The sequence below is a fragment of the Halosimplex marinum genome, from assembly GCF_051414075.1.
Taxonomy (GTDB): domain Archaea; phylum Halobacteriota; class Halobacteria; order Halobacteriales; family Haloarculaceae; genus Halosimplex; species Halosimplex marinum.
Map to the genome: position 1 here is coordinate 239,028 of NZ_JBLKNY010000006.1, position 12,262 is coordinate 251,289.

Sequence of the window (12,262 nt, forward strand, 5' to 3'; positions counted from 1 at the left end):
TTCTGGTCACTGTCGTTCCGGGTCCGGATCGGCCAGTTCCCAGACGAGCGGGACGAGGACGGCGACGGCGACGCAGAAACTCCCGAACGCGAGCGCCTCGGACGGCCGTCCCCACAGCGTCGCGACGGCGCTGACTGCCACCCAGAGACAGCACAGCACCGCGAGCAGCCGCCCGAGCGCGCTCATCGCTCTCCCGCGATCCGTTCGAGTCGCTCCGTGGTCCGCTCGACGGTCGTTTCCCAGTCGTACCCGCCTTCGACGACCTCTCGCGGCGCGTACGCCCCTGGATCCGCGGTGACGGCCGCGAGCGCGTCCGCGAACCCGTCCACGTCGCCGACCTGGACCGTCTCGCCGCCGCCGGCGACCACGTCCGTGAGCTGGTCGAGCGCGCTCGTGACGACGGGCACGTCCGTCGCCATCGCCTCCAGCACCGTCCGGGGGAGCCCCTCGGCCTCGCTCGGCAACAGGAGCGCGTCGGCGCCGCGGTAGACCGCCGGCATCGCCTCGTAGGAGACGTGGCCCAGGAACCGCACCGCCCCCTCCAGGCTGCGCTCGCGGGCCGACCGCTCCAGTTCGTCGCGGAGCGGGCCCTCCCCGCAGACGGTGAGTCCGGCGTCCGGCGCCCGCTCGCGGAGTCGTTCGAGGGCCGCGAGCGCGTCCCCGGGGCGCTTGCCCTCGACGAGCCGACCGACGAAGACGATAGCGGGGTCGCCGGCGACGCGGTCGTCCGCCGGCCCGTCCGGCGCGAACCGGTCGGTGTCGATCCCGTTGGCGACGACCGCGACGGGGGCCGAGACGCCCAGTTCGCGCAGTCGGTCGCGGTCCTCGTCGGTGTAACAGAAGACCGCGTCCGCGCTGTCGAAGGTCCACCGGCCGACCGTCCGGAGGTAGCCGTCGAAGACCCACTTGGGCGCCGTCTGGGAGTAGAGGCCGTGGTTCGTGACCGCCAGCGGCGTCCCCGACAGCCGGCCGGCCAGGGCCGCGAGGTTCGTCGAGAAATAGAGGTGCGAGTGGGCGTGGATCACGTCGTACTCGCCGGCGCGGCGGAGGAACTGCGCGACGCCCGCGGAGACGGCGTTGCCGAGCGGCTCGGCCGACGCGGGATACCGGACCACCGTGTAACCGTCGCGCTCTTCGACGTGGGGACGGTCCCCGCCGGCGTCGACCGTCAGGACCATCACGTCGTGGCCCGCCGCCGCCTGGTCGCGGCTCATCGCGTGGACGTGGTACGGCCCGCCGCCCGTCACGTCGGGGTAGACCTTCTGTGCGACCCGGAGGACCCGCATTCGCTTCTCACCTCCACCCCGTCGGTGTTAGGTGTGGTGGTCGGTCGGCCGCGGCCGGACCCGCGCGGTCGGTCTCCGGCGGACGGGCGAGATCAGTCACGGGCGAACTCGGCGAGGTCAGCGAGCACCTGCCAGCACTGTCGGATGACGATGCGGACGTCGAGCCAGAACGACTGGCGGCGGATGTACTCCAGGTCGTAGTGGAGCTTCGTCTCCGGGTCGGTGCTGGAGGCGCCGCTGATCTGGGCGAGCCCGGTGAGCCCGGGTTTGACGAACCAGCGTTTGCGCCACCGATCCGCGGACTCCTCCAGGTAGCTCTCCTCGTCGGTCCAGACCGCCCGCGGGCCGACGACACTCATCCGCCCGACGAGGATCGTCCACAGCTGGGGGATTTCGTCGAGGTGGGTCGTCCGCAGGACGCGGCCGACGCGGGTGATGGCGTCGTTGTCGTCGTCGTCAACCGGTGTGGCGTCCTCGCTGTCCGGGTACATGGTGCGGAACTTGTAGATCCGGAACGTATCGCCGAACTCGGCGGTCCGCTCCTGGCCGTAGAGGACCGGCCCGTCGCTGTCGAGCCTGATCGCCGCGGCGATGACCGCGATGAGCGGCGAGAGGACGAGGAGGCCGGTCGCGGCGAAGGCCGCGTCGAACACCCGCTTGACGACGTAGTCCTGGGTGTCCCACGGTTCGAGGTCGATATCGACCAGCGCGTCGTCGGGGACGCTCGCGGTGAGCACGCTGTCGGCGTGGTCGCGGTGGGCCTTCGCGACGACGCCGTGTTCGTAACAGCTGTCGAGCGTCCCGAAAAACTCCATGCGGTCGGCGTCGCCGAACGCGAGGACCGCGGTGTCGATGTCGTAGGCGACGAGGATCTCCTCCAGCCTGGAGAGCCCGCCCAGACACTCCAGTTCCTCCAGGGGGTCCCGTTCGACCGCCACGCCGCCGTCGGTGTAGCCGACTCTGTCGGGCACCTGTCGGTCGTCGCGGCTCGCCAGCGGCGAGACGTAGCCGACCACGTCGAGGTCGGTCGTCGCCAGCACGTCCGCCATCGCGTCGGGGTCGTCGCCGACGACGACGGCCCGTTCGGTGCCCGGCGGCCGTCGCCGGATCGCGACCATCGCCACCGGGAGCGCGACGAACAGCAGACCGGTCACGATCATCAGCGTCGACCGCGGAAGCCTGTACGTGTAGTTGTAGTACCCCAGCGCGGCCAGCCCGACCATCGCCAGCAGAACCCGCTTCTGGGTCAGGAGGATGGTGTCGAGAACCCGCCGCGGACGGGGTTTGAAGACGGGCCACATCGCCGCGGCCACGATACCGATGGTCGTCGCCACCGCGACCGTAAACTGGCCGCCGACGAGGACCTCCGGCGCCGGTCGGCCGAAGTAGGGCACCAGCGCGAACAGGTCCTGGACGAACGGGTGGTTCGCGACGAGCAGCGCGACGAGCGTCAGGGATACCGTGGCCCCCACGCTCGCGACCCGATACTGCCATCGCGAGTTCATCGTCCCTTATTGTCGAACTGACTCTCATAAGTACTGCGCCACGATTATCGCTCCTGAGTCTTTCAGCGCCGGTTTCGGCCGCGTCCGATCGCCGCCCGTTCCGGTCGTTCCGATCGCCTGTCCCGGTCGGTGTACGGGCGTACAGCGACATCCCCTATCGGAGGTGTATGGGCGTATCACGGCCAGAAACGCTCTAAACGGTCTCGGTCGTTCAATACGGGGTCGCCACGATACCCGTTCGATGAGACGACCTGACCCAAGATGCGAACCGGACGTGCGACTGTCAGCCGACGGGAGCCACGGTCCCCGTCCGAAGGAACGGACCGCCGACCGTTCGTCTCCGGTGTTCGACCCTCACGGGGGGTGTAAACAATGAATGTCCGCTCGGAACTCTCGTCCGTCGTCCCCCACAGTCCGGCGCTGACGGCCGTGATCGGGGCGCTGGGGCTGGCACTCGGCGGCAGCGTCGCGGCGGTCGTCGGCGCCATCGCGTTCCGTCTGGTCGCCGCTGCGCTCGGCGTCGCCGACTCGGCGGCGTTCACCGTCGGCAGAGTCGGCGTCCAGATCGGGTTCGGCGCCGTCGCCCTCGGCTACCTGGCCACCGCGGACGAGCCGTCGCGGTACGCGAAAGTTCGGTGGCCGACCCTCGAAGACATCGGCTGGATCCTGGTCCTGCCCGTCCTGCTCGGCGTCGCGGGGTTCGCCCTGAACGCCGTTCTGTCGGTGGTCGGGGCCGCGACGCCGTCGACCTCGCACGGCGCTCAGGGGGCCGCGGAGATACTCGCGAACCGGCCCGTCCTCTGGGCGGTGGCGATACCCGCGCTGTACCTGTTCGCGGCGCCGGCCGAGGAACTGCTGTACCGCGGTGTCGTGCAGGGTCGACTCCGGCCGCACCTGGGGACCGCGGGGGTCGTGCTCGTCAGCGGCCTCGCGTTCGGGCTGATGCACGGTGTGATGGGGCTCGTCTCGTCGACCGACCGCGTCGTCCACTGGATCGCGTCGACCGGGGTCGGTGGGGCCGTCTGGGCGTTGGCCTACGAGCGGACGGAGAACCTCGCCGTGACCGCGGTCAGTCACGCGATGAGCTGGACGATCTCGTTCTCGACGCTGCTGCCGTTCCACTGAACAGCAGTCCTGCAGTCACTACCCGAACGTCACTTCCGACCGGTTTCGGAGCGGGCACTCAGTTCCCGTCTCGGTCCTGTTCGTCCCCGCCGTCGCTGACCGCGGGCGCCCGCTGGGCCGCCTCGCGGCTCGGCGGGTCCACCTGCTCGACGATGTCCTCGACCACGTCTCCGGGCGTCACGTCGCTCAGGTCGGCCTCGGTCGAGAGGACGAGCCGGTGGGCGAGGATGGGTTCGACGAGCGCCTTCACGTCGTCGGGGATGACGTAGTCGCGGCCGTGGATGGCGGCGCGGGCCTTCGACGTGTTGAGGAAGGCCAGCGACGCCCGCGGGGAAGCGCCGTGAGCGGTGTCGGCCGAGTCCCGTGAGGCCGCCACGAGGTCGAGGATGTACTCGTTGACGCTCTCGTCGATGTACACGTCCTCGACGACCTCGCGGGCGGCGAGGATGTCGTCGCGATCGACGACCTGCTCGACGGACTCGGGACCCAGCTCGGGTTCGTCGTCGAAGCGATTCAGCAGTTCCGTCTCCTCGTCGCGGTCGGGCAGGTCGACGGTGAGCTTCAGGTCGAAGCGGTCCCGCTGGGCCTCGGGGAGCTCGAAGGTCCCCTCCATCTCGATTGGGTTCTGGGTCGCGATGACGATGAAGGGGGTGGGGAGCTGGAGGGTGTCGCCCTCGACGGTGACGTGGCGCTCCTGCATCGCTTCCAGCAGGGCCGATTGGGTCTTGGCGGTCGCGCGGTTGATCTCGTCGGCGACGACGACGTTGGCGAAGACCGGGCCCCTGCGGAGTTCGAACTCGCCGGACTGCTCGCGGTAGACGTAGGTGCCGGTGATGTCCGCGGGGAGGATGTCCGGCGTCATCTGGACGCGGTTGTAGTTGAGCCCGGTCGCTCGCGCGAAGAGGTTCGCGACCGTGGTCTTGGCGACGCCGGGGACCCCCTCCAGGAGGACGTGGCCGCGGGTCAACATCGCGATGGTCAACCCCTCGACGACGGTCTCGTTGCCGATGAGGACGGATCCGGCCTCCTCCCGGATGGCCTCGTAGAGGGCGGCGGGCTCAGTCATCGTCTGTCCGTCCCTCCCGCTGGCGTATAATCGCTTCTGTTACGCGCTCGGCGTACTCCTCGTCCCAGTCGGAATGCCGGTCCTCGATGAGCGCCCGGACGGCCGCCCGGTCGAGGGTCACGTCGTCGCTATCGAACTCGTCGCCGTCGCGACCGAGCGCGGAGGCTGCGGCCGCGACCAGTCGCCCCCTGTTGACGTAGAGGCCGAAGACGCCGAACGCGAGGACGCTGACGAAGAGCTGGAGCGTCGAATTCGTCCGGACGGTGATCAGGGCGTACACGAGCGGCGGCAGCGACGAGTGCTGGGAGTAGTCCAGCAGGACGCGCTCCCGGCCGTCCAGGAGGGCCGCGAGGAACGCCCGGTTGCCGTCGCGGTCGAGCATCGCGTTCGTGAAGGCGCTCGGGTCGCTCACGACGACGATGTGGCCCTCGCCCTCGGGTTCGACGGTCGCGACCGGGAGCGACCCGAACGGTTCGCCGGCGTCGAAGGTCCCGTTGCCGTTCGAGTCGAGGTACGCGATAGTCGAGCTGTTTATCAGCGGCGTCACGTCGCTCTCGTTGAACGACGCGCCGTCGCTGACGTTGAGTGCCGTCCCGTCGTTGAGCGTGATCGAGTCGACGCCGTCGGTCAGATTGTGGTCGGAGACGTTGTTCGCGACCGGGAGTTGCGGCCCGCGGTAGTTGTTCTGGTCGTCGCGCAGTTGCCGGCCGTCGACGCGGACGCTCGACCCGACCGCGTCGAGATACGGGTCGGTCGCGTTCGGCGACTCGCCGGCGACGACGAGCGTCCCGCCCCGGGAGACGAACGACTGGACCCGCGCGGCCGCCTCGTCGGTCGGGTCGCTCGGCGCGAGGACGACCGCGAGCGACCCGTCGGCCGGGACCTCGCCGTAGCGCTCGGTCGTCGTCGCGAGGCGGAGTTCCGCCGACTCGCTCGCGGTCGTCCGGAGCGTGTCGGCGCCGTCCCACTCGCCATTATAAGGGCCGTAGGGCGCCGACGAGGTGGCGAGCGCACCGACCAGTGCGAGGTTGACGGCGACGAGGAGAACGACAACGGCGACCCGCGGGTAGTCGTGGTCGTCGAACGCCATCGGTCAGTCGCTCCCCCCGGGATCCGGTCCCGCCGATCCGTCGACGAGCGATTCGACCTCCTGAAGTGTGGACTGGGCCGCATCGACGCCGACCCCGTCCGCGGCGTACGCGACCTCCTCGTAGCGTTCCGTGACCGTCCGCAGCGTCTCCAGGGTCGTTTCGTCCACGTCCGCGGCCTCGCAGTCGCGGTAGAACTCCCAGTGGGTGCGGCCGTCGCCGGGGACGGTGTCGCGGCGCTCGATCCGCGCTCGCAGCGCCGCGTACCCGACGCGGACCGCGGTCTCGGGGTCGCTCCCGAGGTGGTCGCGCGCCGCCGAGAGCAGCGACGCGGCGGTATCGCTACCGTCGTCGACGCCACCCGCCGCGACGCCGGGCGGGTGCCCGCTCTCGTCGCTCGCCGTGTCGTCTCGCTCGCCTTCCCAGGGTCGACGGCGGAAGAGGACAGCGCCGCCGACGAGGGCGACAACGAGCGCCGCGAGTCCGCCGAGGAGGACCGGCTGGCCGGCGGTCTCGACGGTGATCGATTCGGCGACCCGCGACGGGCCGAGGTTGCTGCCCGCGTCCCGGTAGGCGGTCGCGACGACCAGGGTCCGGCTCCCGCCGAGGAGGCCGCCGTCGAGCAGGCGACTCGGGACGGCGACCGCGGTGTCGAACGAGCCGTTCGCGGTCGTCTCGGCCGTCCCGACGGTCGTGCCGTTGACCGCGATGTCGACGGTCTCGTTCGCCACCCCGCCCCCGTTGACCTGCGAGAGGCGCCCGGTGACGCGGACGGTCTCTCCGCCGACGTGCGTGGCCTCGGCCGAGAGCTCCGTCGCGAGCTCGGCCACGCGGACCGACGTGTTCGCGCTCGCGCTCGTCAGCGTCCCGTTCTCCAGCGGGACGAGCACGCGCACCGGCTGTTCGCCGTCGGCGACCGAACTCGGGAGCCGTCGGGAGACGCTGTATCGTCCCATATCGTCGGTCTCGTTGCGCGCGAGCACGAGTCCGTCAGCGATGACCACGTACGGCGCCTCGGGCACGCCGACGTCGTCGACGCTCACGCGCCCGCTGACAGTGATCCGGTCGCCGTAACTCACTGCGTCCGGCTCGACCGTGACGCCGATGTCCGGCGTCTCTCGCGTGAAGTTCACGTCGAAGCGGTCGCGTGCGGGCGCGCTCGCCGAGTCGTTTTCCGGGACGTAGGCGACCGTCACGGCCGAGCGGCCGGCCGGCACCTGGGTCGGGCGGTAGCTGAGCGTGAACGTTCCGTCCGGTCCCGTGGTCGCGTTGATCGTCTGGTTGCCCGCCGTCACGGTGATCGTCCCGTTCCGGACGCCGGTCCCGTTGGTACTGACTGTCCCCCTGACGTACAGGGGGTCCGAGAACGACGCCGTCCGCGAGTGGCCCGCGACGGTCAGGTCGGTCGGGACGAACGTCCGGTCGCGGACGGTCGCCTGTCGTGCCGTGACGTTCCCGACGCTCCGTGTGACCGCCGCGCGCGCCGCAGTGAAGTTCCGGCTCGAGAGGTTGCCGAGCGTCCGGTACCGCTCCGACAGGCGCGTTCCCGTTCGGTTGACCTCGTCGGCGAGTCGGGAGAGCTGGTGGGCGCGCCGATAGATCTGGGTCCGGTTCGCCGGCGTGGGCCGCTCGGAGCCGGGTTCGATCTCGCGCAGGTCCGGTCGGGTCCGCGCGGTGGCCATCTCCGCGGTCGTGTACTCCGCGTTCCGGAGCGCCTGATAGCGCCGATGGATGCGGTTGTACCGGTCGAGATCCTCGATGAACTCCGACTGCGCTCTCAGCATCCGCCGGTAGGCCAGCGTCTGCTCCGTGTTGCCCGTCTGATTGGCGACCGACGCGTACCGGTCCAGGAGCGACTCGTACTCGGTCCCGTTGATCCGGTCGCGAGCCTGCTCGATGTCGTCGCTGCTCAGGTTGACGGCGCCGCTCCGCGCCCTGTCGGCGAGCTGCTCCGCGAGCTGCCGTTCGACCGCGCTCAGGTCGCCCTCGCTCCCGACCTCCGCCGGGTCGACCTGTCTCGGCTCGCCGGCGGCGCCCGGCGAACCCAGCCCCGAAACGCCGGCCGCCGGCGCCACGGCCCCGACGACCAGCCCGACGACGAGCGTCGCGACGCCGACGACCACGAGCGCTCGCGCGAGCCCGTCGTCGGGGAGGAGGGCGGGGCGGTGCATACCTCCGGGTATCCCGCCGGCGGGTTTAATCCCTTCTTCTCCGCGCGCCGCCGCGCCGGTGTCGGGCCGCCCCGGCCGGGTCGGCGTCGACCGACAACGTTGAATGTGGTCGGTCCGCTCGCTCCGGTATGGACCCGACCCCCCGGCTGTGGTCGACGGTCGGCGCCGGCGCGCTCCTGTCGCTGCTGGGCGTCGCCTTCGCCCGACCGGCGCTCGTCGCCGGCGCCGGGGGGGTCGGAGCGATCGTCCTCGCCAGGCAGTACGCGTTTCTCCGGGCGGCCGGGCGCCTCGACGACGACCTCTCGGTCGAGGTGGCGACCGACGCGCGGGTCGTCCGCCGCGACGAGCGGACGGAGGTGACCCTCACCGTCTCCGTCCCCGGCGGTGCGCCGCTGGCGCTGGCGGTCACGGCCGAGCTCCCGGCCGTCGCCGGGGGCGTCGACCGGGCCGACCGGACGGTCGCGCTCGAACCGGGCGAGGAGTCGGGGACGGTCACCTTCCCCGTCGAGTGGCCCGTGGTCGGCCGGGCGACGGTCCCGGAACCGACCGTCTCCGTCGTCGACGCGTACGGGCTGTTCACCGAGTCCTACCGGCGCGGCGGGGGGACGGAGATCCGGGTCGAACCGCGCCGGCCGCGGAACGTCCACGTCGGCGAGGGCGGCGACGCGGTCGGGGCGCCGTTCGGCGGCCACCGCACCGACCAGTACGGCCAGGGGACCGACCCGGCGGAACTCCGGGAGTACGCCCCCGGCGACTCGGTGAGCAACATCGACTGGAAGGCGACGGCGCGGCTGGCCTACCCCCACGTCCGGGAGTACGAGGTCGAGACCGACCGGCGGACCGTGCTGGTCGTCGACCACCGGGCGCGGACCGGCGAGGGACCGGAGGGCGAGACGAAACTGGACTACCTCCGGGAGGTCGCGCTGACCGTCGCCGCCGCCGCCGAGTCGGCCAGCGACCCCCTCGGGCTCTACGCCGTCGGTGACGACGGGCTGACGGCCGAGGAACGCCCCTCCACGGCGGGCCAGCACTACCGCGACGTTCGCACGCGCCTCCACGACCTCTCGCCGACCGGGAGCGACGCACCGGAGCCGGGGCCGGCGCGCGGCGCCGCCGGGACGCGACGGGTCGAGTCGGCGCTCGCCGGGGACGAGTCGGCGTTCGCGCGGACGCTCGGTCCGTACCTCTCGGAGCGTCGCCGGTACGTCCGCCGCATGGACGAGGACCCCCTGTTCGACACGGTGCGGACCTTCGTCGGGCGGCTCGGGGGCGACCACTGGGTGTTGCTGTTCACCGACGACTCCGACCGGGAGCGGCTGCGCGAGACCGTCCGGACCGCCCGGGCGGACGGGAACCGGGTGGTGTGTTTCCTGGCGCCGTCGGTCGTCTACGAGCCCCGCGGACTGGGCGACCTCGAGGACGGCTACGCCCGGTACGCGGAGTTCGAGTCGTTCCGGCGGGACCTCTCGAGCCTCGACCGGGTGACGGTCTACGAGGTGGCGCCGGCGGACCGGCTGTCGGCCCTGCTGGCCGACGGCCGGCGGTGACCGCCCTCCAGAAAGTTGAAACCCGGCCGGATTCGAGATACGCCGATGACATCGTCCGCCGACCGAGGAGGTGTGCGCGCGCCCGCCGACCCCGCGCCGGTCGCGTCGGCGAGCGCGACGTGGGCGGGAGTCGTCGCAGTGGTCGCCGCCCACGTCGCGCTGACCGCCGTCACGCCCGGCGTCGCCGGCCTCGCGGCGGCCGAGGGCTGTCTGCTCGCCGTCGCGGCCGGCACCGAACTCCGCGCCACCGGAGGTCTCCGCGTCGCCGCCGTGGTCGTCGTCCTCTGGGCGCTCCTCGTCGGGGGGGCGTGGGCCCTCGGCGCCGCGCGCGGCGCCGGGGCCGCCGCAGTCGCGCTCGCGTCGGCCGTCGCGGTCGCCTCCTACGCCCTCCACCGGCTGGAGTTCGTCGCCGTCGGGCTCGCGGAGGTGGCCGATGAGCGCGAGTGACCTGACCGGCGACGCCGACGGCGACGCGACCGAGGCGGCCGCCCGGGACCGGTTGCGCGGCGAGCTCGCCGCGCTCCGGGCGGAGAACGAGCGGCTCCGCCGGGAGTTCGTCCGCGCGCGCCAGTCGCGCTACCGCCGGAGCGCGGCCACCTTCGCCGTCGTGGGACTGCTCGCGGTGGTCGGCGGGCTCCTCGTCGCCGACGCCCGGACCGTCCTGTTCGCCCTCGGCGGGACGGGCCTGTTCGTCGCCGCCCTGCTCTACTTCCTGACGCCCGCGCGGCTCATCGCGGCGTCGGTCGGGGAAGCGGTGTACGCCCCGCTCGCCCGCAACGAGGCGGAGCTGGTGTCGGAGCTCGGACTCCGGGACGCGCGCGTGTACGTCCCGCGGACCGCCGGGCGAACGGCGGCCGGCGGCGGGAACGGGGAGGGGGAGCGCGGACCGGTCGGGGAGGTGCGGCTCTTCGTCCCGCAACACGCCGACCACGCCGTCCCGGACGGCGACGACCTCGACCGGGTGTTCGTGACGCCCGACGACCGCCGCTCCCGCGGCGTCTCCCTGCGACCGACTGGGGAGCCGCTCTACGCGGAGTTCGAGCGGGCGGTGACCGGCGACCCGAGCGACGACCCCGTCGAGGTCGCGGGCGAGCTGCGCGACGTGCTCGTCGAGCAGTTCGAACTCGTCCCCGACGCGGCGGTCGACGGCGACCGGGCCGGCGGACGCGTCGCCGTCCGGGTCCCCGAGGCGACGTTCGGGGGCCTCGAACAGTTCGACCACCCGGTCGTCTCGCTGCTCGGCGTCGGCGTCGCCCGCGCCGTCGGACGCCCCGTGACGACGGAGACCACGTCGGTCGACGACGACGGGACGCTGGTGACGTGCTCGTGGGAGCCGGCGGACGCGGCCGGCGACGCCTGACGGCGGCCGCCGCCACCCGGAACCGCCAGTCGACCGTCGACCGGCGCCCCGCGACCCCGGCGACGCCCGGCGGGAGTGTTACCCCGTGCCGTCGGATGGCGGCGGGCGCGGTCCCGCGGTCGTGTCGCGACATTTTTCACCGCCGACGCGGAACTCCCGGAGGATGAACGCCGGTACGTTGCGACCGTTGGTTCCCGCGCCGGTCCGGTCGCTGCCGTCGGACCTCGCGGCCGTCCTCCTCCTGACGGTGTGTGCCGACGCCGTCGTCGTTCTGTCGGCGGTGTTCGGCCTGTCCTACCCCCGGTTGCTCGCGGCGTTCGCCCTGTGCCTGGCGCTCCCCGGGTACGCGTTCGTCGCGGCGCTGTTCCCCGAACGGGAGGCGACCGACGGGACGGAGCGGCGGTCGATCAGCGGGCTGGAGCGGGCGGTCCTGTCGGTCGGGCTGAGCTACGCGCTGTTCGCGGCGGCGTCGCTCGTCGTCGACCTGTCGCCGGCGGCGGTCGCGTCGTGGTCCGTCGTCGGCGCCGTGTCGCTCGTCACCGTCGCCGCGGTCGCCGTCGCGGCCCGGCGGCGCCACGCGCTCGACCCCGCGGCGCGGTTGCGCCCGCGTTCGCCCGGCGCCGTCCTCGGCCGACTCCCCACGGCGTCCCGGCGGGATACCGTGCTGAACGCGGTCTTCGCCGTCGCCGTCCTCGTGGCCCTGACCAGCGTCGGGTACGCGCTCGTCGCCCCCCAGAGCGGCGACTCGGTCACCGGCTTCTCGGTGCTGACTCCCGGCGAGCGCGTCCCCACCGGCCAGTACGCGCCCGCCGTCGACGGGAACCGGAGCGCCGTCGTCGTCGGGATACGCAACCACGAGCACGCCCCGACCAGCTACACCGTCGTCGTCGGGACCGGGGGGCCGGGGTCGTTCGACCGCCTGGAGACGTTCTCGTCGCCGTCGCTCGCCCACGGCGAGGCCTGGAACCGGACGTACGCGCTCCCGCCGGCCGACCCCGGCGGGCGGTCGCGGGCGACGTTCCTCCTGTACCGTGGGGACCCGCCCGCCGACCCGAGCGTCGAGTCGGCCTACCGGCGGACCCACGTCTACCTCAACGCGTCGACCGCCTGACCG

The 12,262-nt window shown here is 72.4% G+C and carries 11 protein-coding genes and 1 pseudogene; 6 read left to right on the forward strand and 6 right to left on the reverse strand.

Annotated elements, in window-relative coordinates; translation table 11 throughout:
* Positions 1 to 6 precede the first annotated feature (6 nt).
* The 3 genes from ACMGFI_RS17630 to ACMGFI_RS17640 all read right to left on the reverse strand — a co-directional run bounded on the left by ACMGFI_RS17630 (position 7) and on the right by ACMGFI_RS17640 (position 2,791).
* Positions 7 to 186 carry a hypothetical protein gene (locus ACMGFI_RS17630; protein ID WP_436911265.1) on the reverse strand — a complete coding sequence of 60 codons (180 nt, stop codon included), beginning with the start codon at positions 184 to 186 and terminating at the stop codon, positions 7 to 9.
* Positions 183 to 1,286 (reverse strand): glycosyltransferase family 4 protein, encoded by a 1,104-nt coding sequence (locus tag ACMGFI_RS17635; protein WP_436911267.1) that lies wholly within the window; start codon positions 1,284 to 1,286, stop codon positions 183 to 185. Before ACMGFI_RS17635 ends, ACMGFI_RS17630 begins: the two co-directional genes overlap by 4 nt.
* A gap of 92 nt (positions 1,287 to 1,378) precedes the next feature.
* Positions 1,379 to 2,791, reverse strand: coding sequence for a sugar transferase (locus ACMGFI_RS17640; protein ID WP_436911268.1), 1,413 nt, complete (start codon positions 2,789 to 2,791; stop codon positions 1,379 to 1,381).
* Positions 2,792 to 3,163: 372 nt separating this feature from the next.
* Here ACMGFI_RS17640 and ACMGFI_RS17645 point away from each other — a divergent pair, with 372 nt between their 5' ends.
* The gene (locus tag ACMGFI_RS17645) at positions 3,164 to 3,916 is read left to right on the forward strand and encodes a CPBP family intramembrane glutamic endopeptidase (RefSeq protein ID WP_436911270.1); all 753 of its coding nucleotides are present in this window, start codon (positions 3,164 to 3,166) and stop codon (positions 3,914 to 3,916) included.
* Between the two features lie 58 nt (positions 3,917 to 3,974).
* Here ACMGFI_RS17645 and ACMGFI_RS17650 read toward each other — a convergent pair whose 3' ends face one another.
* From ACMGFI_RS17650 to ACMGFI_RS17660, 3 genes are read right to left on the reverse strand one after another with little or no spacing between them, the layout of a single operon-like run.
* Positions 3,975 to 4,982: an AAA family ATPase gene (locus tag ACMGFI_RS17650; protein WP_436911271.1), complete on the reverse strand. Its 1,008-nt coding sequence runs from the start codon at positions 4,980 to 4,982 to the stop codon at positions 3,975 to 3,977.
* Positions 4,975 to 6,072, reverse strand: a complete 1,098-nt coding sequence (locus tag ACMGFI_RS17655; RefSeq protein WP_436911273.1) for a DUF4350 domain-containing protein — start codon at positions 6,070 to 6,072, stop codon at positions 4,975 to 4,977. Before ACMGFI_RS17655 ends, ACMGFI_RS17650 begins: the two co-directional genes overlap by 8 nt.
* Positions 6,073 to 6,075: 3 nt before the next feature.
* A complete protein-coding gene (locus ACMGFI_RS17660; RefSeq protein ID WP_436911275.1) occupies positions 6,076 to 8,241 on the reverse strand; it encodes a hypothetical protein in 2,166 nt (721 codons plus the stop codon).
* 128 nt (positions 8,242 to 8,369) lie between these two features.
* Here ACMGFI_RS17660 and ACMGFI_RS17665 point away from each other — a divergent pair, with 128 nt between their 5' ends.
* From ACMGFI_RS17665 to ACMGFI_RS21215, 5 genes and pseudogenes are all read left to right on the forward strand, one after another.
* Entirely contained in the window at positions 8,370 to 9,788 is a 1,419-nt protein-coding gene (locus tag ACMGFI_RS17665) for a DUF58 domain-containing protein (RefSeq protein ID WP_436911277.1), read from the forward strand.
* 45 nt (positions 9,789 to 9,833) lie between these two features.
* Positions 9,834 to 10,235, forward strand: a complete 402-nt coding sequence (locus ACMGFI_RS17670) for a hypothetical protein (protein ID WP_436911278.1) — start codon at positions 9,834 to 9,836, stop codon at positions 10,233 to 10,235.
* Positions 10,222 to 11,148, forward strand: a complete 927-nt coding sequence (locus tag ACMGFI_RS17675) for a DUF7982 domain-containing protein (RefSeq protein WP_436911279.1) — start codon at positions 10,222 to 10,224, stop codon at positions 11,146 to 11,148. Before ACMGFI_RS17670 ends, ACMGFI_RS17675 begins: the two co-directional genes overlap by 14 nt.
* A gap of 163 nt (positions 11,149 to 11,311) precedes the next feature.
* A pseudogene (locus tag ACMGFI_RS21210) lies at positions 11,312 to 11,746 on the forward strand (DUF8471 domain-containing protein); the annotation flags it as partial.
* Positions 11,747 to 11,911: 165 nt separating this feature from the next.
* Positions 11,912 to 12,259 carry a DUF1616 domain-containing protein gene (locus ACMGFI_RS21215; protein ID WP_495849322.1) on the forward strand — a complete coding sequence of 116 codons (348 nt, stop codon included), beginning with the start codon at positions 11,912 to 11,914 and terminating at the stop codon, positions 12,257 to 12,259.
* The last annotated feature ends 3 nt before the right edge of the window (positions 12,260 to 12,262 follow it).